Raw genomic sequence first — 22,423 nt, 5'->3', positions numbered from 1 at the left:
AATAAATGTTAGCCAAGCGTATTTAGACAATACCTTTGGTATTCATGGTTGTTCGTCCTATGCCCAAGAAAAGGCAATAGTAGCAAAAAGTGTCATCGGTTAAATAGCTATGGAATGCTTTTACTCATTTATGTACCGCACCCCTAAATAATTTTCTGTACAGCTCTTGACCTCCTAAAAACAATGCTAATACTACTGTGCGAGAAGTTGCAGAAATCTGATTACCTTACCAGGCCCCCGTAACCAACGGGAGGCCGCCGTGACCCTTTTACTTGGTGAAACTAGCACCCCTAACCCCTTTTCCTGCACTGCCCTAAATGCATCCTCATCGCTAACGTCATCTCCAATGTACACGGGATAATAACTGGAGTACAGGCTGGTCAAATATTTTACTGCTTCACCTTTGTTAACAACTTTAGGGCGGACTTCTATAACTTTTTTCCCTGCAATAAATTCAAGTTCATGCTCTGTCACCAGGGGGCGAGCGGCCATTACAAATTCATCCAATACTTTTAAAGCGGCTACAGGGTGTGCCAACCGGTAATGGAGGGCTACAGAGGCCTTTTTGCACTCAACAAAGAAACCGTTTTTTCCTTTTATGCTGTCCACAGCTTTGCTGGCAATCTCCTCCAGGACAGGAACCAACATCTTCCCATCAACAGCAGTAAATTGTTTCCCAGATGGGCCTTCAATTTCCGCCCCATGGCAGCCGGCATAAAATAATTCTTTCACTGGCAGTAGTTTTCTGAGCTCATCGACATCCCGTCCACTCACTATAGCCAACTTAACCCCTGGTTTTTTTACGATCCGTTTGATAGATTTTAAAAGCATAGGACCAGCCACTGCTAATTCCGGTCTTTCTTTAAGAGGTACCAAGGTACCATCGTAATCAGTCATAAGCAGCAATTCAGGTCGGCTTGCAACCTCACCTGCCAAGGATTCCGGCGTTTCTTCCCGCAATACTATCAAGCGGCTCATGGCAAAGCACCTCCGGTCTAACATTGCGAGAGGCAACTGTCTTGCTTAACACCATTTGAGGCAACCAGTTCTGCCAGAACTGCCGCCACCACCAGAAAATGTCCTGCTCTTTGACAATTTTGTTTAAAGCAGCTAATCTTTGTTTTTTCTCTGCAATTGGCATCTTTAAGCCAAAAATAATTTTAGAAGCCATCTCCCGGGGGTCATAGGGGTTAGCCAATAAAGCGTCCTGAAGCTGACTTGCTGCTCCCGCAAAAGGGCTCAAGAGCAACACGCCAATATCCCTGCAATTAGAGATCACATACTCTTTGGCTACCAGGTTCAACCCATCTTTTACAGGCGTTACAAGTGCAATATCAGCTGCCAGGTAATGAGCTACCAATTCCTTTTTGAGTAAGGGTTTAAATATATATTTGACAGGGACATGATAATTTTCAGTAAAAGCCCCGTTAATCCGGCCCACGGTTTCTTCAATTTGCCTCTTCAACTGCTGGTAAGTATTGGTGCCTGTCCTGGAGGGAACGGCAATCTGAATAAATGTTAATTTTCCCCTGTACGCTGGATAGTTTTCCAATAGCCAGCTAATTGCCTTTAATCTTTCCAAGATTCCTTTAGTATAGTCTAGCCGGTCAACTCCCAAGAGCATGTACTGCCCTCCGGCAGCGCCCCTGATTTGTGCTGCTTTCTCCATAACTTCATCTGAGCATGCCAAGCGTTCAAATTCCCGCCAGTTGATACCTATTGGTACAGCAATAACTTTGATCTTTCTGCCCTGCCAATGAACAGTACCTGATAAATAGTCAACTTCGGCACCTACTATTTCCTTGGCTGCCTGCAGGAAATTTCGTTCGTAAGTTTTGGTATGAAATCCGATAAGATCAGCATCAAGCATGCCGGATATATATTCCTTGGCCCAAGGCAAAATTGCAAAGATTTCTGCCGGCGGGAAAGGAATGTGCCAGAAAAAGGAAATATTGGCCCAGCGCCGGTGCCTGCGAATAAAACCTGGCACCCTAGCCAGTTGGTAATCATGGACCCAGATAAAATCATGAGAACTGGAAATTTTTAAAACAACCTCGGCATATTTTTGATTTACTCGTGAATAAGCTTTCCACTGTTCTTCGCTGAAAGAAACTTTTTCAATGAAATTATGGCATAAAGGCCACAGACAGCCGTTGCTAAAGCCATCATAATATAGACTTACTTCCTCATGCGTAAGCAAAACTTCATGCAGGACATATTTCGGATCCTTTTCCGGCATAGGCAATGATACACCTAACGTTTCGTGCTCCTTGCCGTATCTGCCACCCCAAGCTACCCATGCACCTCCTTCTTGGGTGATAACAGGCTCCACAGCTGTCACCAAGCCACTTACAGACGGCGTAGCCTGAATACCGTGAGAGGTTTCTTTAAAGGTACAAGCTCCCCGGTTGGATACTACTACCAACTGTCCCTTAGAGTTCAAAGCAAGCGGTCTGAGTAAACCCACACTTTCACCTCCTGCTTAGAAATTTCTTTGTTTTGTAAAGTAATGTCCAGAAAACACCAGGATTGTAAGAAGCTTAATGCCATTAGCTCAAAAAAGCCAGAATTGGCGAAATACCAATCCTGCAGACCCTATGTTACCAAGAAATTTTTGTCTCCACTAGTTGCCTCAAGCAACAGTATCGAAATTTACGTCGATACTTCTGTTATTAAGGAGTCCGTTATACACTTGTAACGTACTGTCGGTCATAATTTCCTTTGTCCACCGCTTTTCCACCATGCTTCTGCCCCGGCTGCCTATCTGCCGGCTCAATTTAGGGTCAGCAAGCAACTGACAGCACTTATCTGCCAATTCTTTTGCGTTTTCCATCGGTACTACAAAACCATTGACGCCGTTTTGGACCACCTCCGGCATACCACCTGCCCGGCTGACGACTATAGGCTTGGCCGTGGCCATGCTTTCCAGCATTACCAAGCCAAAAGGTTCTTCAAAACATGATGGATAGATACAAATTTCAGCTGCTTTGTATACCAGCGGCATCTCATCCCAGGCAAAAAAGCTTACAAAAACGCTGTCTTTTAAGCCCAGCTCCTCTATCAAACCAAAAATTTGCCTGACTTCCTGTTGCTGTTGGGAACCCCAGTCCACCGTCTTTCCGGTGCCGGCTAGCACCAGCAGTACCTCGGGGAACTGCTTGCTGATGAGTTTCAGGGCTTTAACGCTGATGTGACAGCCTTTGTCCAGGCTCATCCTGGCCGGATGAAAAATCACCCGTCGTCCAGTAAACTGGGGATACTTAAGCTTTATTTTATGAGTATCTTGAAGTGTACATGGTTTAAATCTGTCTAAATCTATTCCATGATGTATGGTTGAAATTTTTCGCTCGTCATACCCAACTCGTATTAGTTCCCTCTTTATGAAATCACTAACTGCTATCACCGCATCCCAAATGTGAACTCTCTTATTCATTTCCTGCCAGACTTGGTCAGCATCAGCCCATACATTATGAGCCGTTAAGACTAGTGGTATGCCATTTGCTTGTTTTATCTCATAGAGAATGTCGGCATGTACAGGGCTGAAATAATGCATGTTATGGGCGTGAATGAGATCCGGTCGCACTTTATTAATAAATTCCTCAATTTCATGCTTGATTTCTTTGGCTTGCGCCCTGATCTTTTCCGGCGACAGGCTGTTTAAATCCAGGTACTGAGTTCTTTTAATGTACATCCCTTCATACTGGTCTTCATGGCTTAACCCCTTGACTGCGCCGGTGAGAAGGCTAACGGAACAGTTGTTTTTGACTAATTCTGGTCCCAGCATGGCTAAGTGGCTCTCCACTCCGCCGATGATAGGTGGAAAAGCCCAGTGCAATTGAGCAATTCGCATTATAACAATCCCTCCTGTAGATCTAAATTGAATTGGTTAAAACGTAGTGGGCTTGTTTATTCACCTCCTTGCAAAACAAAAGAAAAACGGGAGACATCGTCTCCCGTAATGTATGCCAACGAAGAAGTCAAACAAAAGTTCCCACTAATAATTTCGTAAAGAAATTATAACAGGAGACATTTTATTTAAACTCATAGTCGTAGCATATCAATGTAGTGTTTATGCTTTTTTTATAGTAACTTAGGCAATCGTTTATCACTCAACATCGGCAGTTATCTCCCTGCCGTATTTATCTTCCAACTGTAAAATCAGTTTTACTCCAGGTAAATTAACTCCTTTGTCTTCAACTAAAAACTTGATCCTTTTTATTAAATCTATATCATTGGCTGAATACATCCGGGTATTGCCCTGAGTACGGGCCGGCTTAAGTAAACCTGCCTCTTCCCATTGTCTTAAAGTTCTGATGTTGACACCTGTGAAGTTTGCTACAACTCCAATCTGGTATACTCCTTCACTTGATGCTATATGCGCAACCATGTAGACTATCTCCTTAATATTATGCATATTATCTAGCATTTGTAAATTATATTATATGTTAAATTTTGCGTCAATAGTCTAAAGAAAATTTTATAAGCATTTGGAAATATGGTCACTTTGTAGTGAGCTGATAAAAAGTTGCTGTATATGAAGGAGCAAGTTTTATGGAGGCATTAAAAAACCGTCCGCGAGGACGGTTTTGCACCACTATCTATTGGAGGGTTATGTTCTTTGTTCCACCTTCAATTGAAGCGGCCAGGTTTTCTGCTGATATAGTTGCTTTGTTCAGGGCTTTTTTAGGTTTACCGCTATCGTAGATTACAATCAGCGGCGCTAATTCCCGGGTAACTCCTAAACTTTTTGCGGTTTCCGTATTCTCAACATTTATTTTCGCTACGCTGCACGAGGCATGATGCTGTTGAAAATCTTCCAATAAAGCCAACATTTTTTCAGAATCTTCATCATTTGCGTAAAATCCAACAGCACAATATACACTGCTGTTAATAAAACTTTGATAATCCGAGTCTTTTAAATCCTTAAGCATTTTTGTCCCTCCCCCAATCTACCGGTATTATTTTACATTTCCATGGTATACCATATCCCATAGGCTGTCAATATAATCCAAAAAGAAAATACCAAAATATTAATAAAGACAGCGTGAGTGAAAAAATGCTACGGTATAGGCACTAAAAAACCGTAGCTTACGTGCTACGGTTAAAAGCAAATTAACTTACTTTTGCTCCTATTCTTAATTTATCGGCCACCATGGCAATAAATTCCGAATTGGTAGGTTTGCCCCTTTCTACATTAATAGTATAGCCAAAAAATTTATTCATCATATCCACATTTCCTCTGTCCCAAGCCAATTCGATGGCATGCCTGATTGCCCTTTCTACCCGGCTAGGGGTTGTCATATACTTTTGTGCAATCATAGGATATAATTCCTTAGTTACAGCTCCCAATAGATTTACTTCTTCAATTACAAATAAAATAGCATCCCTTAAATACTGGTAACCTTTAATATGGGCTGGCACACCCATTTGGTGAATGATCTTTGTTACCTCCACATCAAGGTTACGGTTTTTAATTGGGACAGGCTGATGGACATTGTTGGTAACACTACCGTTAAACATTTGTCTGATTCTGGTCCCAAGAACTTCCAAATCAAATGGTTTTAAAATGTAATAGTCAGCTCCCAATTCCACTGAACGTTGGGTCATAAATTCCTGGCCAAGGGTAGTTAAAATTATTACCTTCGGACGATGGGGCAAACATAGATTGTTGAGCTTTTCCAATACGCCGATCCCGTCAAGATGCGGCATTATTATATCTAAAACAACCACATCAGGATTTATTTCCTGAATAAGTTTGACTGCTTCCAGACCATTATACGCTATGCCTGAAACGGTGAAGTCATCTTGTGCTACCATATATTCATGTAATATTTCACAGAATTCTTTATTATCATCTGCGATTAAAATATTTAATTTTTCCCCCATGTTTTAAAACCCGCCTCCTATATTTCTCTGTAAATTTTTAGGTAAAATACCAATTCGACACCAAAAAGTGTTTATCCTTCCTTCATACTTAAAAACCTAAAACTTTTCAATATCCTTTCATTTTTGCGATTGAACCGGAAATTTCGACAGATATATAAAGAAAACTTGGCTTGCGCCAAGCTTATAAGCGTGCCAGAATTTCTAACGTTTGTGCTTGGGCACAATGGGTAGAAATTCCAATCCTTTAGGACGGCGGAAGACCTAGTTGCTCTTATGCAAATCAGAAAGTCGATAAACTTTCTGATTTGCTAACCTAGTTTTTGTTTTACGTCTACAAAATTGAAAAAGGAGCTATAGCTCCTTTTACTACTTTTTCCGATTGTTGATTTATAATTCCTGCCTCCAAAAGCATCCATTCGGCTAAGATGCCGTAACCCCGGGTGGGATCGTTTACAAAAACATGAGTTACAGCTCCAATCAATTTTCCATCTTGAATAATCGGACTTCCGCTCATGCCTTGTACAATACCGCCGGTAACAGAAAGTAAACGTGGATCCGTGATTCTGATTACTAGGCCCTTACCTTCAGGCTTATTTTGCAACATTACTTTATCAATATTAATTGCAAACCTTTCTATTTTTTCTTCGTTGACTACAGTTAAAATTTCTGCTTTACCTTCCTTAACCTGGTTAGAAAATGCTACCGGGATAGGCTCTTTATACAGGCTGTTTTGTATATGCCTGTCCAGCTTGCCAAAAATCCCGAAAGTAGTATTCTTTCTTATATCTCCCGACAGCGTAGTTTTATCCAAAAAAGTACCTATTTTTTCCCCCGGCCTTCCTATTTCTCCTTGATTAATACCCTGAATGGCAGCATTAATGATTCTGCCTTCACCTAGAGCAATTTGTTTGTTAGTCTCAGCATCGGCAATAATATGGCCTAAAGCTCCATAATAGCCTGTCTTTGGATCATAAAAAGTCAGGGTGCCCACACCGGCCGCGCTGTCTCTGATATACAACCCTAACCTGTTTCTTTTTGTTTCGGCACAAAACAGGGGCTTTAGAGTAATAAGCAGTTCTTTGTTATTCCGTTTAATCCTTAGCTGAATTTCTTGACCACTTTCCCCCAGTTTATCTATCAACCGGGCAGCCTCCCCATCGGTTTTTACCACTTCGCCGTTAATTGTGATAATCAAATCGCCGATTTCAATTCCCGCCTCTTTGGCAGGATAATGTTTAACTCCCTTGCTGTCAACAACCGGGGAATAACCGATTACCATCACACCTTTGGAACGCATCAGCACCCCTATGGAATGACCTCCTGGCACAACGGCGGTTTCCGGTAATACATCAACTGCCACTGTTTTCAAAGGTATCAAGCCAAAAAGGCGCATTTGGAGATTAACTCTACCCGGCTCAGCAGCTATAGGCCAGCCATCAGTACCCTTAAAAGATCGCTCTGTAAATACTTTGCCATTTTGTTGCAATAAATTTCCAGTATCGGTTTGTACATAAAAACTCAATTTTTGCAAAAAATGTTGTGGAAAGTTCAGGTTAATTTTAAGCTCTTCCCCTACTGTAAGCCTTTGTTCAGTTGGCAAATTGAAATAGCTTTGAGCAGGCGGAGTGAGGCTGAGGATAAGGATAAAAATCGAAAGCAAAACACCTGTCATTTTTCTTTTGGTAGCTTTCTCCATTTACAGACACTCTCCCTTGCCTCCCCCATTTTGTGGTTTCTCCTTTTTGTAGCCGGCACGCTTGGAAAAAAAATCCCCAACTTTTTTCCAGTTGACTTACATTTCCTGCTAAAGCTGGGGAAAGGGTTCGTGTTTTCAACTCGAGTCTAGTTTTAAAATGTCCCGCTAAAGTTTTTTTATGCCGGAGAAAAAGAGGGAGCAACAAGGTTTTGTTTGGCAAATACCGCAGCAGTTAGAACAGCGGGTTGCGCAGATTTTTGTAATTATTGCGCAAAAAACAAAAAAATGCGCTTTTAAACGCATTTTTCTTTGAGAGCAAAATTAAGCATTTCTTTTGCATGTTCCAGGGCGCTTTCCAGTCTGTCAGCACCACCCAGCATCCGCCCCAGTTCAAGCACACGCTCCTCATAATTTAACTTTTGAATCCTGGTTTTCGTTCGATTTTTAACGATTTCTTTATAAATGTAAAAATGAGTATCAGCAAAGCTGGCAACTTGTGGCGAATGAGTCACACATAACACCTGATGATGCTCGGCTAGTCTTGCGAGTTTAAGACCCAAGGACAAAATTGCCTTGCCTCCCACCCCAGTGTCTATTTCATCAAAAATCATTGTTGGCAAAGCATCGACTTCGGCCAGCACGCTTTTAAACGCCAGCATCACCCTCGATATTTCGCCGCCGGAAGCAATTTTAGCCAGCGGTTTTAAACCTTCGCCGGGGTTGGGACTAAACAGAAATTCCACATAATCGGTTCCACTGGCCAAAGGTTTGTCAATGGCTGACAGTTCTATAGTAAATATGCTGTTTTGCAGTTCCAACTCCCGTAGGGCCTTGCCGATAGCCTCCTCCAATAATCTGGCTGTGGCTAAGCGCAAGTTGCTTAGTACCATGCATTCTTCCAGTAAGCTTCTTTCCTGTTCCGCCAGCTCCGCCTCCAGCTCTGCAATCAGTTCGGTGCTTTGCTCCAATTTCGCCAGCTGTGCTTTATTTTGTTCAAGTTGCTGGAGAACAGCTTCTACGCTGTTGCCATACTTTCTTTTGATCCTTTTAATTTCATCTATTCGCTGTTCAATTTGTTCAAGACGGCCTGGGTCATATTCTATTTTATCACCGTATTTTCTGATTTCTCGGGCATATTCCTCCAGCTGATAAGTGATACTTTCAATACCACTTTTAATTTCGCCGAGCGCCGGATCCAAATCAGCAAGTGACTCCAGCTCACTTAGGACCAAACCCAGCAAATCATAAACGGGACGGTACTCCCTTTCTCCTCCGAATATTACGCTGTAAATTTTGTTAGCACCGGCTGCTAGCTTCTCAGCGTTAGCGAGTATTTTTTTTTCTTGGGCCAATTCCTCTTCCTCGCCGGGTTTAAGGTCTGCTTTACTAATTTCTTCAATTTGGTAACGCAAAATTTCCAGTCGCGTTTCTTTATCTTCAGTGCCGCCGCGCAGCTCAGCTAATTTCTTTTTCTTCTCCTGAATAATACCATATTTTTCTGCTACAATGTTTTTTTGAGTCAGCAGTTGTTGACCTCCGAAAGAATCCAGCAATTTCAACTGCCTGGCTGGGGATAGCAATGATTGTTCCTGGTTTTGCCCATGAATATCGATTAATTCCTTGCCAACCTCCTGATAAAGGCTTAATGGCACCATGCGACCGTTAATCCGGCAAATATTTTTCCCCGATTTGACGATCTCCCTGGTTAGCATCAATGACTCATCTTCGCAGGTAAAGCCTAAGTCAGCAAGTCTTGCGGCAAGCTCGTCATCATTTATTTCAAAAAACCCTTCTATAACCGCTTTATCCTGACCCTCCCTGATAAAATCACCGGAAGCTCTGCCGCCAATTAAAATTCCAATGGCATCAACAATTATCGATTTACCTGCCCCTGTTTCACCGGTTAATACGTTAAAACCCGGCGTTAAATCGACAGATAAGGCATCAATTAAAGCAAAATTTGTAATGTTTAATTGTCTCAACATCACTTTGCCCCCCGGCATCAGCTACTCAAGCAATTTGTTAAATTCCTGCAAGACATTGGCCACTGCTTTTTTGGGCTTTACGATTACCAAAATCGTATCATCGCCTGCTACGGTGCCGATTATTTCTTTCCATTCGATATGATCGATACAAGACGCAACAGCGTGAGCAGTTCCCGGTAGTGTCCTGATTAGTATGAGGTTTTCGCTGTAATCAATGGAAGTTACCGCATCGCGAAACATTCTTTCCAGCCGGCTATAAATATTACCCAGTTTATTTTCCTGGGGCAATGCATACCGGTAAGTGTTTTCGCCAGTTGGAATTTTAACCAGCCCCATCTCTTTAATATCCCTGGAAACCGTAGCCTGCGTTACATCGTAACCCTTTGCTCTGAGCGCGTTAGCCAATTCCTCTTGTGTTTCTATTGCCTGCTGGGAAATTATTTCTAAAATTTTTCTTTGACGTCCTGCCTTCATAAGCTGGACCCCTTCCTCATGGTATCTGAAGTTAGTAAACTCTGTATTGTCACCGTAAAAGGATAAGTTTCTTTTCTGTTTAGAAAATAATGGATAACCACGTCGTACTTATCTTGAGGCAAAGCCTGTAAAAAATCTCTAATACTATGCCATTCCTCATTGCCTCCAGGGTGTCCGGTATACACCGTCAGGGAAATAATTCCTAAAGGCAAAAGCAGCGTCAAAGATTGTTGTAACGCGGCTATAGTAGTTTCCGGTTTCGTAATGATCGCTTTATTGCCACCCGGCAAGTAACCAAGGTTGAACATAACTGCTTTTACCGGTAAGGGAACAAAATTCTTAATGGTTTCATGTCCACTTTGAATTAACTCTACCCTGGAAAGCAAATTTGCTTCTTCCAGTTTTGCTTTGGTCCTGAGCAAAGCCTCCTCCTGAATATCAAAGGCAAAAACTTTTCCTTTTTCACCAACCAATTCTGCCAAAAAAAGAGTATCTTTTCCGTTTCCCGCAGTGGCATCCACTGCTCTATCTCCCGGGACTAATATATTACCAATAATTTGATGGGCTAGTTCAACGGCATTTCTAAATAACCGGAACAATTTATCGTCCACCTTCACGTAATTTTTCCCTCAGCACATCAAAAAAACTGCGTCCAGGAAAACGAATTAAATGGGTTGCGATTTCGGCTTTTTTCACCTTTATTTGATCCTGCTTTTGCAAGCGAAAACCATGCTGCCCGTCTACAGTCAGCATTACTTCCGCCTGGGAGGTACAGAGAGTTACTGTTACCTCCTGGTAGGGAGAAACTACTACCGGTCGGGAATAGAGGGTATGGGGGCAAATAGGGGTCAAGATCATAGCTTCCAGATCAGGAGCTACAATAGGCCCCCCTGCTGAGAGTGAATAGGCTGTAGAGCCGGTCGGCGAGGAAATTATCAAACCGTCAGCAGGGTACATGTCTATATACCGCCCGGAAATATGAACTTGAAGCCGAATCATTCTTGAAAAAGCCCCTTTGGTAACAACTACATCGTTTAAAGCATAGAAACAATCTACTACCTGTCCAGCGCGGATTACGGTTGCCTCCAGCATCATCCGTTCTTCAACCGTATATTTTCCGGCAAGCAATAATTCCAGGCCGTGATACAAGTCCGGCACTTCCAAGGAAGTTAAAAAACCCAGCTGTCCTAGGTTGATACCCAGAATAGGTATGCCGGTGCTGGCATAATTCCTGGCAGCACTCAATAGAGTTCCGTCTCCGCCTAAAACCAAAATGCAGCCTAAAGAAGATGCCGTTTCGTCAGATAAAATCTGAGCCTTTTCCCAGTCATATTTGCTACTGTTTGCAGGAACGAAAACTTCAACTCCCTTTTTATCAAACCAAGTTATTAATTCTTGGGCTACTTTTACTGCGTGTTCTTTCTGTACATTTGCTACTAATCCTATTTTTTGCAACTTATCTAACTCTCCTTATGAGCTGCCTGTTAAAAGTAGACATAAGCCCATGTAGTTAGTACTCCCAGCAAAAAGAATATGGTATAACGTAAAAATAAAGCCCAGGGCGGGCCAAATCTGTTTTCCAGTTCAAATTCCACCTGGTGCAATTTCTTTTCGGTCATGTCCAGCAAAATTAACCCATCCGGCCTGAAAACGAGAAAATATTCCAAGAGCTGCCTTCTGATTGACGGTGAGGTTAATTTTTCAGTCTGTTTACCAGTTTTGACCTCCACCAAAAAAGTTTTCCCGTTTTTTTTCACCAAAAAATCGGCAATTATAGTGTTGCGAAATAATTCACCATCTATTTTTGTCTTGACCTGCACTCTTTTTTGGGTATCAATTATTCTGTACCCGGTTTTCTGCAATAACCGTCCGGCAGCGCTTTCCGCCCTTTTGGCTAAAGTAATTTTAATTTGCTGTTTTTTGCTTTTATAGTATTGGGATATTTTATAAAAAACAAACAACCCCAAAACTGCACCCAGAATAAAAAAGTCCAAGGATTGCATTACAATGCCTCCCTTCTCGTTTTTATTCTACAGATTTTGAGTAAATCCTCCCAATACTTTTAAGCCTTTAACTGTTGGTGGGCTTCCGCCACTACTGCTCGAATCAAAGTTTCCGGGCTTAGTTGAACATTGTGCTTACAGGTTAACCAAAGTAAATATTCAATATTGCCCTCAGGCCCAGTAATTGGCGAATAAGTTAAACCAGACATATATAATTCCAGCTTCTCGGCCTGACTCACTACTGTGGCAATTACTTCGCGGTGCACAGCAGGGTCTTTCACCACTCCTTTTTTCCCTACTTTCTCCTTACCCGCTTCAAACTGAGGCTTTATTAAGGCAACTATTTCCCCGTCGGATTTTAAACAAGCCAGTACGGCAGGCAACACTTTAGCCACAGAAATAAAAGAGACATCAATTGTTGCCACGTCTGCTTTTTCAGCCAATTGCTCCGGTTTTAAATATCTTACATTCACCCGCTCAAGCAGTACTACCCTCTCATCCTGACGCAATTGCCAGGCCAGCTGCCCATAACCCACATCTACAGCAAAAACTTTTCGCGCCCCGTTAAGCAAAGCGCAGTGGGTGAATCCACCGGTAGAAGCCCCCACATCAAGTATAACTTTCCCGTTAAGGTTAATTGAAAAGGTTTTTAACGCTTTTTCCAATTTCAAGCCGCCTCGGCTGACGTAAGGCATTTCCTCCCCTGTTTTGCTCAAAGCTGCATCAACATCAACCAACGTTCCGGCCTTATCTACTTTTTGACCGTTAACCCTAATAATACCGGCCATAATAGCAGCTTTGGCTTTTTCCCTGCTAGCAAAAAGTCCCTTTTTGACTAAAAGTATATCCAGCCGTTCCTTATCCATCGTAGTACCTCGTTGCAATACATAATATAAAAAAGCATTAAACAATGCTGGCTAAGGAAGCTTTTTTGTTACTCGTTGCGGTAAGTAATAAATTAAGGAAAAATATACTTTCCTACTCGTAATAAAGAAAAGCGGTGTGCTTAAAGCGCCGCTTTCACTTTCTTAACTTCCTGCCAATATTTCATTATTTTAGCGTATATTCCTTCAGCATCCAGCCCATATTTTTTTCGTAGCAAGCTGACATCACCCTGAGTAATAAATTCATCGGGTAATCCTATCTGCATTAGCTTTACAGTTAAACCAGCCCGCCCTAATATCTCCTGCACGGCGCTGCCGAAGCCGCCAGCCATAACGTGTTCTTCAACAGTAACAACAGCCCCCGCCCTGCCCGCCAAAGAAATGATAGTTTCTTCATCTAAAGGCTTCACAAAGCGGACATTGACCACTGTAGCCTGGATCTTCTTTTGCGCCAATAGTTCTGCAGCTTGAAGACAGTCGTAAACAACAGGACCTACTGCAAAAATGACAATATCTTTGCCTTCTCTTATAATTTCTGACTTTCCCTCTTCCAGCTCCTGCCAGTTCTGCAGCTTGAGGGCACCAAGCCCCGTTCCCCGCGGGTAACGTATAACCACCGGACTATTTAAAGTCAAACCATATTCCAGCATCTTATCTAACTCATGCTCATCTTTTGGCGCCATGATCTTCAGGTTAGGTATAGGTCTTAAAAAAGACAAGTCAAAAATTCCCTGATGGGTCTCACCATCTTCCCCAACCAAGCCTGCCCTGTCCACAGCAAAGAGGACCGGCAGGTTTTGCATACAAACATCATGCAGCACCTGGTCAAAAGCCCTCTGTAAGAAGGTGGAGTAAATTGCCACAACAGGTTTAAAACCGGAAACTGCCAGACCTGCGCCCAAGGTAACAGCATGTTGTTCTGCAATGCCTACGTCAAAGAAACGATCCGGAAATTTTTCTGCAAAGTAATTTAAGCCCGTGCCGTTGGGCATAGCAGCAGTGATGGCTACCAACTTGTCCCACCTCTGACCAAGCTCAACCATTTTTCGACCAAAAACTTCGGTATAACTGGGACTTGAGGGTTTTTTCAGAACATCACCCGTAGTAATGTCAAAAGGACCCACTCCGTGAAATAAATTGGGGTTTAATTCTGCAGGTTTATATCCTTTGCCCTTTTTAGTCACTACATGAATTAATACTGGACCTTTTGTTCTTTTGGCTCTTTCCAGAACCTTTTTCATTATGGCTATATTATGACCGTCTATTGGTCCTAAGTAGGTAAAACCCAGTTCTTCGAACAACATCCCGGGAACCACCAAGTATTTTAAGCTGTCTTTCACTCTGTCAGCTACCCTGAATACTTTATCTCCAATGGAAGGCAATTTCCTCAAGATGCTTTCTAGTTCTTCTTTACCTTTTGAGTAAACAGGTTCTGTCCGGATCCTGCTAAGATAAGCAGACAAAGCACCCACATTGGAAGCAATAGACATCTCATTATCATTTAAAATAACCAGCAAGTGGGTTCCAAGATGACCGGCATGATTTAAAGCTTCAAAAGCCATTCCCCCGGTTAAAGCCCCATCGCCAATCACTGCTATTACTTCGTATTGCTCCTTGCTCAAATCCCTGGCCAGGGCCATGCCCAATGCAGCAGAAATAGAGGTACTGCTATGGCCGGTATCAAAAACATCATGGGGGCTTTCCTGCCTTTTGGGAAAACCGCTTAAACCTCCGTACTGGCGCAAATATTGGAAATTTTCCCTGCGGCCTGTTATCAGCTTGTGGGCGTAACTCTGATGCCCTACGTCCCAGATAATCTTGTCCCGGGGTGAATGAAAAGTGCTATGCAATGCCAGGGTTAATTCAACCACACCCAAACTTGGCGCCAAGTGTCCACCGGTCTCGGAAACAGTATTAATAATCTTGGTTCTAAGCTGACAGGCAAGGTGTTCCAAATCCTTAATTGAACAGTTATGTAAAACTTCCGGCCCTGAAATATTTTCCAAAGCAATCATGACTTTCTACCTTTCTTCGGGGTGGCACTGAAAAATTTCAAACCTATGGTTGTTTCCAGCCAGGCTAAAATTCTGCCAACTTGAAAAATGATTTCATTAGCTTCCGCCAGGGCAAAATGCTTTCCCAGGGCTTTCCCACCTACGGTAGTCCCGGCTATAAAGCCGGTCATTACAGTACCGGCGATGACAAGTTTGTTTTCCAGATTTCCTGTCAACAAAGTGCTTACAATAGTTGCTCCAATTGCTCCACTAAGTGAAGCACTGACGTCACCTACCACATCGTTACAGAAATTTGCTACTTTGTCGGCATTTTTAACTAAGGCTATAGCTTGTTTAGCGCCCTTAACTTTACGGGCTGCTTTAGCATGGAATGGCACTTCCGTTGCCGCAGCAGCCGCTGTGCCAATTATATCAAAAATTATGCCAATAAGAATAATAAGCATGAGTAACGCAAATGCTATCGCCAAAGAGGAAATGCTTTTTAATAGCCCCTGCGATCCCAAGCCAATGCCGATTGCTAAAAAAAAAGCGCCTAATCCAACAAAAAGTGCATGCTTGTATACCGCAAAGCTATTGTTTCCGGTTTTAACCATTGCTATTCCTCCAGGGAACCACATTATGTGTATAGACGGGTGGCAGCCTATACGGTAAACTTTGTGGCTTAGGTCTAGTAGGATTTCCCAACAGTTTACTGACCGTCACCGGATCAGCGGTTTCCCTTCAAAAACTGCTCTGAACCGTCACCGGCATCAGGGCTAGATTACCACTTAGCACACACTTTAATCCCGTATAGGCCTTACGGTGTAAACAGTCTAGGAGTTTTCCCCGACAGAACGAACCGATTTCTAGCCTCTTTTGCAGTACTGGTTTCACATAGCTTACCCGGAAGTTTAAGGCCTTAAACTTCCGGGTAAGAAAGCCCTTAGATCCACCAACACCACTCAAGGCAGGCTACACTGCAGCCAGCACGCCTAGTACCAACATGCAGGTTTCTACCCCAAGCCGTAGCTGTTGTCTAGGACAGACTAACCACACACTTGGGTCTCCACGAAGGCGGGGTCAACGCCTACATGCCATTGTAGATCGCCCCATCCTTCTTAACTCCCAGCAGCAACCCCCGACTGGGCGTCGAAAGCCACTACCAGGAACTTCATCGCTGTGCCCTTGACGGATTTTTAGGCCCGCCTTCAAAATTGGTCGTTCTGACTAGAATACTGCACCACCCGAAAATAGTTCAACAAACAGTAACGAATTATACTACAATACTTAACGAAATGCAACAACCAAATTCAACTATTGCGGTATAATACGAAATCGGCTATGGAGCTCAAAACCTCGCCTCGTTCTCCTAGCACTTCTATACAGTTCTTTGCCTTCTGGACCGCAATTTCAGCTTGTTTTTTCGCTTCCTGCATGCCGAATAGCGCCGGGTAAGTAGCTTTATGTTTTTTAGCATCGCTACCAGGAGTTTTACCAAGCGCTTCAATGCTTCCCTCGATATCTAGTATATCATCAGTTATTTGAAATGCCAAACCCAAGCAGTCGCCGTAACCTGTCATTGCTTCTAATTGCCGAACACTCGCTCCTGCCAAAATTGCTCCGGCCCGGACCGACGCAGTAATTAAAGCGCCTGTCTTTTTTTGATGAATGTAGCGCAATGTATCAGCGTCTACCTGTTTAGCTTCCGATGTCAAATCTACAACTTGTCCCCCGATTAAGCCGTTAGTCCCACAAGCATTGGCAATCTCTGCAATGACTTTTACCACCCGTTCTACGCTTATGCCCTCAATTTTGGCATTCTCGGCCAGCAAATAGAAGGCATGGGTGAGAAGGGCATCTCCCGCTAAAATAGCAATCGCTTCACCATAAACTTTATGGCAGGTAGGAACACCGCGCCTAAAATCATCATCATCCATAGCCGGTAAGTCATCATGGATTAAAGAATAGGTATGAATACATTCTAATGCGCAAGCAGTGGGTAGTATTTTCCGGTAGCTGCATTCAATCGCTTCATAAGCAGCCAAAGCCAAAATAGGCCGTAACCTTTTTCCCCCTGCAAACAGGCTGTGATACATTGCCTGATGGATAACATGCGGATATTGATCGCTGGCCGGCAACATACTGCATAACGCGTTATCTACTATAGTTCGCCTTTCTTGGAAATATGCAGATATGTTCATTCCTTTTCTCCTTCAGGCTGCCATGGTTCCAACCGTACATGCCCGCTGCCCGTCTCCATTAAAACCGCAATGCGTTCCTCCGCCTTAGTTAATTTTTGCTGGCAAAAGTTTAAAAGCCTTATACCTTCCTCAAATTTTGCCAAAGTCTCTTCCAGGGTCACAGCTCCTGTTTCCAGTTCCCGGATTATAGTTTCCAAATTAGCCATGGCATTTTCAAATGTCAGCTCTTTAGCCAGTTCACTCATCACAACCGCTCCTTACAGTGTCTGCAACCATACATTGCAGACTTCCATTCTGTAAAATAACTTCAACCTGTTCCCCTTGAGCTACTTGCCCAACATCGGTTATAAGCTGTCCTCCGGGTTTTCTGCATACTGCGTAACCCCGTTGCAAAATAGCCAGGGGACTTAAGGCATCCAGTTTGCCAGCAATTTGTGCGATTTCTGCTTTTTTTTCTTTTTTTAGATTTTGCACTGCAAAAAACAAATTTCGTTCGGCATAGTCAACTAACTGCCTGTATTGGGAAAGAATTGCCCAGGGATCAGTGAGAACCCTGGTTTTGGACAGATATGCCAGTTTCAGGTGATACTCGTTTAGTAGTTTCGATACACCTTTTTCCAGCTCAGCCCGCAATTTTTTCAACTTTGCTTGCAGCTCCCTTAAATCCGGGACAGCAATTTCGGCAGCGGCAGAAGGAGTAGGGGCCCTTCTGTCCGCTACCAAATCGGCAATGGTAAAATCTGTTTCGTGGCCGACCGCTGAAATGACCGGTATCTTGGAAGCGAAGATGGCCTTTGCCACAATTTCAGTGTTAAAAGCCCATAATTCTTCCAAAGAACCTCCGCCTCTGGCCACAATTATTACATCCACATCAGTATATTTATTCAGCCTTTCAATAGCCGCTGCTATTTCCTTGGGAGCCTCAGCACCTTGTACGGCAGCAGGAGCTATGACGAGCGCCAACCCCGGAAACCTGCGGCGGGTAATGGTAATGATATCGTGGATAACCGCACCAGTTAATGAAGTAACAATACCGATTTTGCCAGGCAAAACCGGTATTGCTTGTTTCAGGTTGACAGCAAATAAACCCTCTTCCTCCAGTTTAGCCTTTAACTGCTCAAATGCTAAATGGAGATCGCCTAACCCTACATTATGAACTTCCTGAACATAAAGCTGGTACTGCCCGTCTTTGTGATAGACTGACAAATAGCCTCTGACCATTACTTTCATTCCGTTTGCCAAACGAAAAAGCATTTTCTCTGCCACCGAGCGAAAAATTACGCTTTTTACGCATGCATGTTCATCCTTTAAAGTGAAGTAGATGTGCCTGGAAGAAGCAGCCTTAAGGTTTGATATTTCTCCTTTCACCCACAAGTTACTCAGCAATTTATCCTTTTCCAGTATGTCTTTTAAATATGAACTTAACTCACTTACTGTTAAACAACGGGCAAAACCAGAGTTTGGCATTACTTCATCCTATCCTGTACCTGGCTGACCGCTTTTTCCCGCAGCGCTTTTGCTTCGACAATCAGTCGATTTTTTTCAGCAAGTGCTTTTGCAACGTATTCTTGATCTTTAATGCTGGGAATGTTGATATCAACACTTAAAAGCACACTGTTCAACGCCGCTTCCGCTACATAGGCGCCTACACCCACATCGCTGATTGCACCTTTATTGCCGATGGTCGATAATTCTTCCGCAATTTTCAAGGCTTCGAGGCAAACTCTGGCAATCTCCAATGGAGTGTCGGTAGCACCGACTAAAGCTTTTTGCATCAGCTCAGCTCTTTTGGCTTTTTGTTCTTCTGTATCCTTTGGCATTTTCAGCACGTCCATGAAATTGCCAAATTCTGCAATGTCTTTATCTACAAGCTCTTCCAACTTGGTCATGATGTCTTTAGCTTTGGTCAAGATCTCCTGTACCTTCGGCTCAACATCCTTATATTTTTCTTTACCTACAGTTAAGTTCCCCACCATGGCTACCATGGCAGTTCCCAAGGAACCTACCATAGCAGAAACACTGCCGCCACCTGGCGTAGGTGAATCGGAAGCAGAAACCTCCAGAACTTTTCTCAAAGACCAATCAAAAATCTCGCTCACGCCTTTTCCCCCTTTATTCCCTTCCTAACTGAATCTTGAGCCCTTTTAAGACGTTCTTCAAAATCAGCACAGTTGTCAGTGAGCCAACCCCGCCTGGTACAGGAGTGATAGCACCTGCAACTTCTTTTGCGCTTTCAAAATCAACATCACCGCAGATTCCGCCGTCAACTTCGTTGATCCCGGCATCAACCACAACAGCACCAGGCTTGATCATATCCCCGGTAATCATTTTAGCTTTACCGACAGCAGCAATAACTATATCGGCCTGTCTGGTATATTGCCCTAAATCCGGTGTTTTGGAATGGCATACCGTAATAGTAGGGTTGTGTTTAAGCAGTAAAAACACCAATGGCTTACCTACAGTTTCACCGCGGCCTACAATAACTGCATGTTTCCCTGCAATTTCAATACCGCTGCGGAGCATAATTTCCACGCAGCTTTGCGGGGTTGCCGGGAACAGACCAGGACCATTGCTTAAAATGTACCCTCTGTTAATCGGGTGTACTCCGTCAATATCCTTATTAGGAGCTACAGCTTCCATAACCCTTTCTTTGGAAATGTGTTTTGGCAGAGGAAGTTCAACCATAATACCATGGATGTTAGCATCGTTGTTCAAACGTTCGATCAAAGCCAGTACCTCTTCTTCGGGAGTTGAGGCCGGCATTTCAAACAGTTCAAAATCAATACCCACCCCGTTAGCTACCTTTTGCTTGGACTTGGCATAAACCACCGAAGCAGGATCATCACCCACCAGAACAACAGCCATTTTGGGAACAATTCCTTCAGCCCGTAACCCTGCCACTTCAGTTTTAATTTCTTCTTTAATTTGGGCAGCAATCGCTTTACCATCAATTAGATTCGCCATATTCACCTGACTCCTTTGCAGAATTTTCTTCATTGGAATAATTTCCAACCCAATTAGGATTTTCCTGCTATTTTTATTTGAAATAAAGTTTTTTTATTTCTTTAACGTTTTAAGGTATTCATCAATAGCCTGGGCTGCCTTTTTCCCGGCGCCCATAGCCAAAATTACAGTGGCGGCACCGGTTACAATATCGCCTCCGGCAAAAACGCCCGGTTTAGAGGTTTGTCCTTTTTCGTCAGCGACAATATTTCCTTTCTTGTTCAACTCCAACCCCGGAGTAGTATTTAAGACCAAGGGATTTGGCCCTTGCCCGATAGCCATAACCACGGTATCAACTTCCATGAAATATTCTGACCCTTCTACCGGCACAGGTTTCCGACGGCCGCTGGCATCAGGCTCTCCCAGCTCATAGCGAATACAGGTCATTCCCGTGACCCAACCTTCTTCATTGCCGTGAATTTCTACCGGGCTGGTCAAAAGCTTGAGCTGTACACCTTCCTCCAAGGCATGCTCCAGTTCTTCATGTCTGGCGGGAATCTCTTCTTTGGATCTGCGGTAAACAATATAGGATTCTTCGGCGCCTAAACGTAAAGCTGTTCTTGCAGCGTCCATAGCCACATTACCCGCGCCGATCACTGCAACTTTCTTTCCAACCTTTATTGGAGTCGGAGAATTAGGAAAATCGTAAGCTTTCATCAAATTTGTCCTGGTTAGAAATTCGTTGGCCGAATAAACGCCGTTAAAGTTTTCACCGGGAATATTCATAAAATAAGGCAGGCCGGCACCGGTACCGATAAATACCGCATCATAGCCTTCTTCCAACAATTCATCAACGGTATTCATTTTGCCCACCACAGAGTTTACCTGGATATCTACACCTAGTTTTTTAATATAGTCAATTTCCGCCTCTACGATCTTTTTAGGGAGACGGAATTCGGGTATTCCATACATCAATACACCGCCCGGGACGTGGAGCGCCTCAAAAACAGTAACCTTATGCCCCATCTTGGCCAGGTCGGCTGCGCAAGTGAGCCCTGCCGGACCCGCACCAATGACGGCCACTTTAAACCCTGAGCTGGGAGGTATCTCCGGCACTTCAACCTTTTCGTTCAACTGAAAATCTGCCGCAAACCTTTCTAACCGACCAATACCCACAGGGGCACCTTTTTTGGCTAAAACACAAAGTTTTTCGCACTGGTTTTCCTGAGGGCATACCCTTCCGCAGATAGCAGGCAGGTTGTTTTTCTCTTTAATCTTTTGGGCCGCCCCTATAAAATCCTTTTGCGTAATCAATTTGATAAAATCAGGGATATCCACATTAACAGGGCAACCCTGTACACAACCGGGCTTTTTGCATTGGATACAGCGTTCAGCCTCTTTAACTGCCATATCGGCATCGAAACCCAAGGCAACCTCTTTAAAATTTTTAATCCGTTCACTTGCCTCCTGGGCAGGCATGGGCGTCCTGTCTAAGTTTAATGGCATCCGCATCCACCTCCACAATTTTGCCTAGCTAAGGCGCGTTTTTCTTCATCTTTAAACATGGCAAGCCTGCGAAGGGCTAAATTCCAGTCAACAAGATGTCCGTCAAATTCGGGCCCATCAACACAGGCAAATTTAGTCTCTTCACCTACGCTTACACGGCAAGCGCCACACATTCCGGTACCATCTACCATAATCGGGTTCATGCTCACTATGGTAGAAATATTGTAGGGCCTGGTGGTTTCAGCCACTGCCCGCATCATTACCACAGGGCCTATACCCCAAACCTTGGCAATATTGCCTCTTTCCTCGATAACCTGTTTTAGCAGATCAGTAACAAAACCCTTATGACCGTACGAACCATCGTCGGTAGCAATTAAAAGTTCAGAACTTACCTTGCGCATCTCTTCTTCCCAGATTAAAAGCTCCTTGGTTCTGGCGCCTATAATGGAAATAACTTCATTGCCTGCCTCCTTTAAGGCCTTAGCAATAGGGTAAACAGGCGCCACCCCGACACCCCCTCCGACACAGATAACTCTTCCGTAGTTTTCAATTTCAGAGGGTTGTCCCAAAGGACCAACAAAATCAGGTATCGCCTGCCCTTCTTCCAAAAGACCGAGTTTTTGAGTAGAGTAGCCTACTTCCTGAAAAATGATAGTAATTGTCCCTTTGGACTTATCATAATCAGCGATAGTCAAAGGTATACGTTCACCTTCACTGTCAACCCTTAAAATAATAAACTGCCCGGCTTTAGCTTTGGCTGCAACTTTGGGGGCATCAATCTCCATTAATTTAATAGTTGGAGCCAACACTTTTTTAGTTACTATTCGGTTCACGTCCCGATTCCCTCCTTA

Annotated in this window: 22 protein-coding genes; all 22 read right to left on the bottom strand. The window is 43.5% G+C overall.

Annotated features, from left to right (window positions below):
- Positions 1 to 192 precede the first annotated feature (192 nt).
- The 22 genes from otsB to EYS13_RS03575 all read right to left on the bottom strand — a co-directional run bounded on the left by otsB (position 193) and on the right by EYS13_RS03575 (position 22,405).
- Positions 193 to 978, bottom strand: coding sequence for a trehalose-phosphatase (otsB, locus tag EYS13_RS03680; protein ID WP_227766044.1), 786 nt, complete (start codon positions 976 to 978; stop codon positions 193 to 195).
- Positions 926 to 2,467, bottom strand: a complete 1,542-nt coding sequence (locus EYS13_RS03675; RefSeq protein ID WP_227766043.1) for an alpha,alpha-trehalose-phosphate synthase (UDP-forming) — start codon at positions 2,465 to 2,467, stop codon at positions 926 to 928. The genes otsB and EYS13_RS03675 overlap by 53 nt, the downstream gene beginning before the upstream one ends.
- A gap of 165 nt (positions 2,468 to 2,632) precedes the next feature.
- Complete coding sequence (locus EYS13_RS03670; protein ID WP_227766042.1) at positions 2,633 to 3,850, bottom strand: glycosyltransferase family 4 protein; 1,218 nt, start codon at positions 3,848 to 3,850, stop codon at positions 2,633 to 2,635.
- Positions 3,851 to 4,105: 255 nt separating this feature from the next.
- The gene (locus EYS13_RS03665) at positions 4,106 to 4,387 is read right to left on the bottom strand and encodes a MerR family transcriptional regulator (protein WP_227766040.1); all 282 of its coding nucleotides are present in this window, start codon (positions 4,385 to 4,387) and stop codon (positions 4,106 to 4,108) included.
- A 211-nt stretch (positions 4,388 to 4,598) separates the two neighbouring features.
- A complete protein-coding gene (locus tag EYS13_RS03660; RefSeq protein WP_227766039.1) occupies positions 4,599 to 4,931 on the bottom strand; it encodes a hypothetical protein in 333 nt (110 codons plus the stop codon).
- Between the two features lie 181 nt (positions 4,932 to 5,112).
- A complete protein-coding gene (gene spo0A, locus EYS13_RS03655) occupies positions 5,113 to 5,886 on the bottom strand; it encodes a sporulation transcription factor Spo0A (protein WP_227766037.1) in 774 nt (257 codons plus the stop codon).
- A 331-nt stretch (positions 5,887 to 6,217) separates the two neighbouring features.
- Positions 6,218 to 7,582, bottom strand: a complete 1,365-nt coding sequence (gene spoIVB / locus EYS13_RS03650) for a SpoIVB peptidase (RefSeq protein WP_227766035.1) — start codon at positions 7,580 to 7,582, stop codon at positions 6,218 to 6,220.
- Between the two features lie 293 nt (positions 7,583 to 7,875).
- Positions 7,876 to 9,567 (bottom strand): DNA repair protein RecN, encoded by a 1,692-nt coding sequence (recN, locus tag EYS13_RS03645; RefSeq protein ID WP_227766033.1) that lies wholly within the window; start codon positions 9,565 to 9,567, stop codon positions 7,876 to 7,878.
- A 21-nt stretch (positions 9,568 to 9,588) separates the two neighbouring features.
- Complete coding sequence (gene argR, locus EYS13_RS03640; RefSeq protein ID WP_227766032.1) at positions 9,589 to 10,041, bottom strand: arginine repressor; 453 nt, start codon at positions 10,039 to 10,041, stop codon at positions 9,589 to 9,591.
- On the bottom strand, positions 10,038 to 10,640 hold the full coding sequence (mnmM, locus tag EYS13_RS03635) for a tRNA 5-(aminomethyl)-2-thiouridylate-methyltransferase MnmM (RefSeq protein WP_227766030.1): 603 nt from the start codon (positions 10,638 to 10,640) through the stop codon (positions 10,038 to 10,040). The genes argR and mnmM overlap by 4 nt, the downstream gene beginning before the upstream one ends.
- A gap of 1 nt (position 10,641) precedes the next feature.
- Positions 10,642 to 11,496: an NAD(+)/NADH kinase gene (locus tag EYS13_RS03630; protein ID WP_227766027.1), complete on the bottom strand. Its 855-nt coding sequence runs from the start codon at positions 11,494 to 11,496 to the stop codon at positions 10,642 to 10,644.
- Positions 11,497 to 11,525: 29 nt separating this feature from the next.
- Positions 11,526 to 12,044 carry a hypothetical protein gene (locus EYS13_RS03625; protein ID WP_227766025.1) on the bottom strand — a complete coding sequence of 173 codons (519 nt, stop codon included), beginning with the start codon at positions 12,042 to 12,044 and terminating at the stop codon, positions 11,526 to 11,528.
- A 59-nt stretch (positions 12,045 to 12,103) separates the two neighbouring features.
- Positions 12,104 to 12,910 carry a TlyA family RNA methyltransferase gene (locus tag EYS13_RS03620; protein ID WP_227766023.1) on the bottom strand — a complete coding sequence of 269 codons (807 nt, stop codon included), beginning with the start codon at positions 12,908 to 12,910 and terminating at the stop codon, positions 12,104 to 12,106.
- 140 nt (positions 12,911 to 13,050) lie between these two features.
- The gene (gene dxs / locus EYS13_RS03615) at positions 13,051 to 14,943 is read right to left on the bottom strand and encodes a 1-deoxy-D-xylulose-5-phosphate synthase (RefSeq protein WP_227766021.1); all 1,893 of its coding nucleotides are present in this window, start codon (positions 14,941 to 14,943) and stop codon (positions 13,051 to 13,053) included.
- Positions 14,940 to 15,536: a hypothetical protein gene (locus tag EYS13_RS03610; RefSeq protein ID WP_227766018.1), complete on the bottom strand. Its 597-nt coding sequence runs from the start codon at positions 15,534 to 15,536 to the stop codon at positions 14,940 to 14,942. The genes dxs and EYS13_RS03610 overlap by 4 nt, the downstream gene beginning before the upstream one ends.
- A gap of 696 nt (positions 15,537 to 16,232) precedes the next feature.
- Positions 16,233 to 17,123: a polyprenyl synthetase family protein gene (locus EYS13_RS03605; RefSeq protein ID WP_227766015.1), complete on the bottom strand. Its 891-nt coding sequence runs from the start codon at positions 17,121 to 17,123 to the stop codon at positions 16,233 to 16,235.
- The gene (locus tag EYS13_RS03600; protein WP_227766013.1) at positions 17,120 to 17,368 is read right to left on the bottom strand and encodes an exodeoxyribonuclease VII small subunit; all 249 of its coding nucleotides are present in this window, start codon (positions 17,366 to 17,368) and stop codon (positions 17,120 to 17,122) included. Before EYS13_RS03600 ends, EYS13_RS03605 begins: the two co-directional genes overlap by 4 nt.
- Positions 17,361 to 18,590, bottom strand: a complete 1,230-nt coding sequence (gene xseA / locus EYS13_RS03595) for an exodeoxyribonuclease VII large subunit (protein ID WP_227766011.1) — start codon at positions 18,588 to 18,590, stop codon at positions 17,361 to 17,363. The genes EYS13_RS03600 and xseA overlap by 8 nt, the downstream gene beginning before the upstream one ends.
- The gene (locus EYS13_RS03590) at positions 18,590 to 19,222 is read right to left on the bottom strand and encodes a cyclodeaminase/cyclohydrolase family protein (protein WP_227766009.1); all 633 of its coding nucleotides are present in this window, start codon (positions 19,220 to 19,222) and stop codon (positions 18,590 to 18,592) included. Before EYS13_RS03590 ends, xseA begins: the two co-directional genes overlap by 1 nt.
- Positions 19,223 to 19,235: 13 nt before the next feature.
- Positions 19,236 to 20,087, bottom strand: coding sequence for a bifunctional 5,10-methylenetetrahydrofolate dehydrogenase/5,10-methenyltetrahydrofolate cyclohydrolase (locus EYS13_RS03585; protein WP_227766008.1), 852 nt, complete (start codon positions 20,085 to 20,087; stop codon positions 19,236 to 19,238).
- Positions 20,088 to 20,180: 93 nt separating this feature from the next.
- The gene (gene gltA, locus EYS13_RS03580) at positions 20,181 to 21,572 is read right to left on the bottom strand and encodes an NADPH-dependent glutamate synthase (protein WP_227766006.1); all 1,392 of its coding nucleotides are present in this window, start codon (positions 21,570 to 21,572) and stop codon (positions 20,181 to 20,183) included.
- Positions 21,563 to 22,405, bottom strand: a complete 843-nt coding sequence (locus EYS13_RS03575; RefSeq protein ID WP_227766004.1) for a sulfide/dihydroorotate dehydrogenase-like FAD/NAD-binding protein — start codon at positions 22,403 to 22,405, stop codon at positions 21,563 to 21,565. The genes gltA and EYS13_RS03575 overlap by 10 nt, the downstream gene beginning before the upstream one ends.
- Positions 22,406 to 22,423: the final 18 nt, after the last annotated feature.

Origin of the sequence: Zhaonella formicivorans (assembly GCF_004353525.1) — a bacterium.
GTDB classification, from domain to species: domain Bacteria; phylum Bacillota; class DUOV01; order DUOV01; family Zhaonellaceae; genus Zhaonella; species Zhaonella formicivorans.
This window is presented reverse-complemented; position numbering and strand designations above follow the sequence as displayed.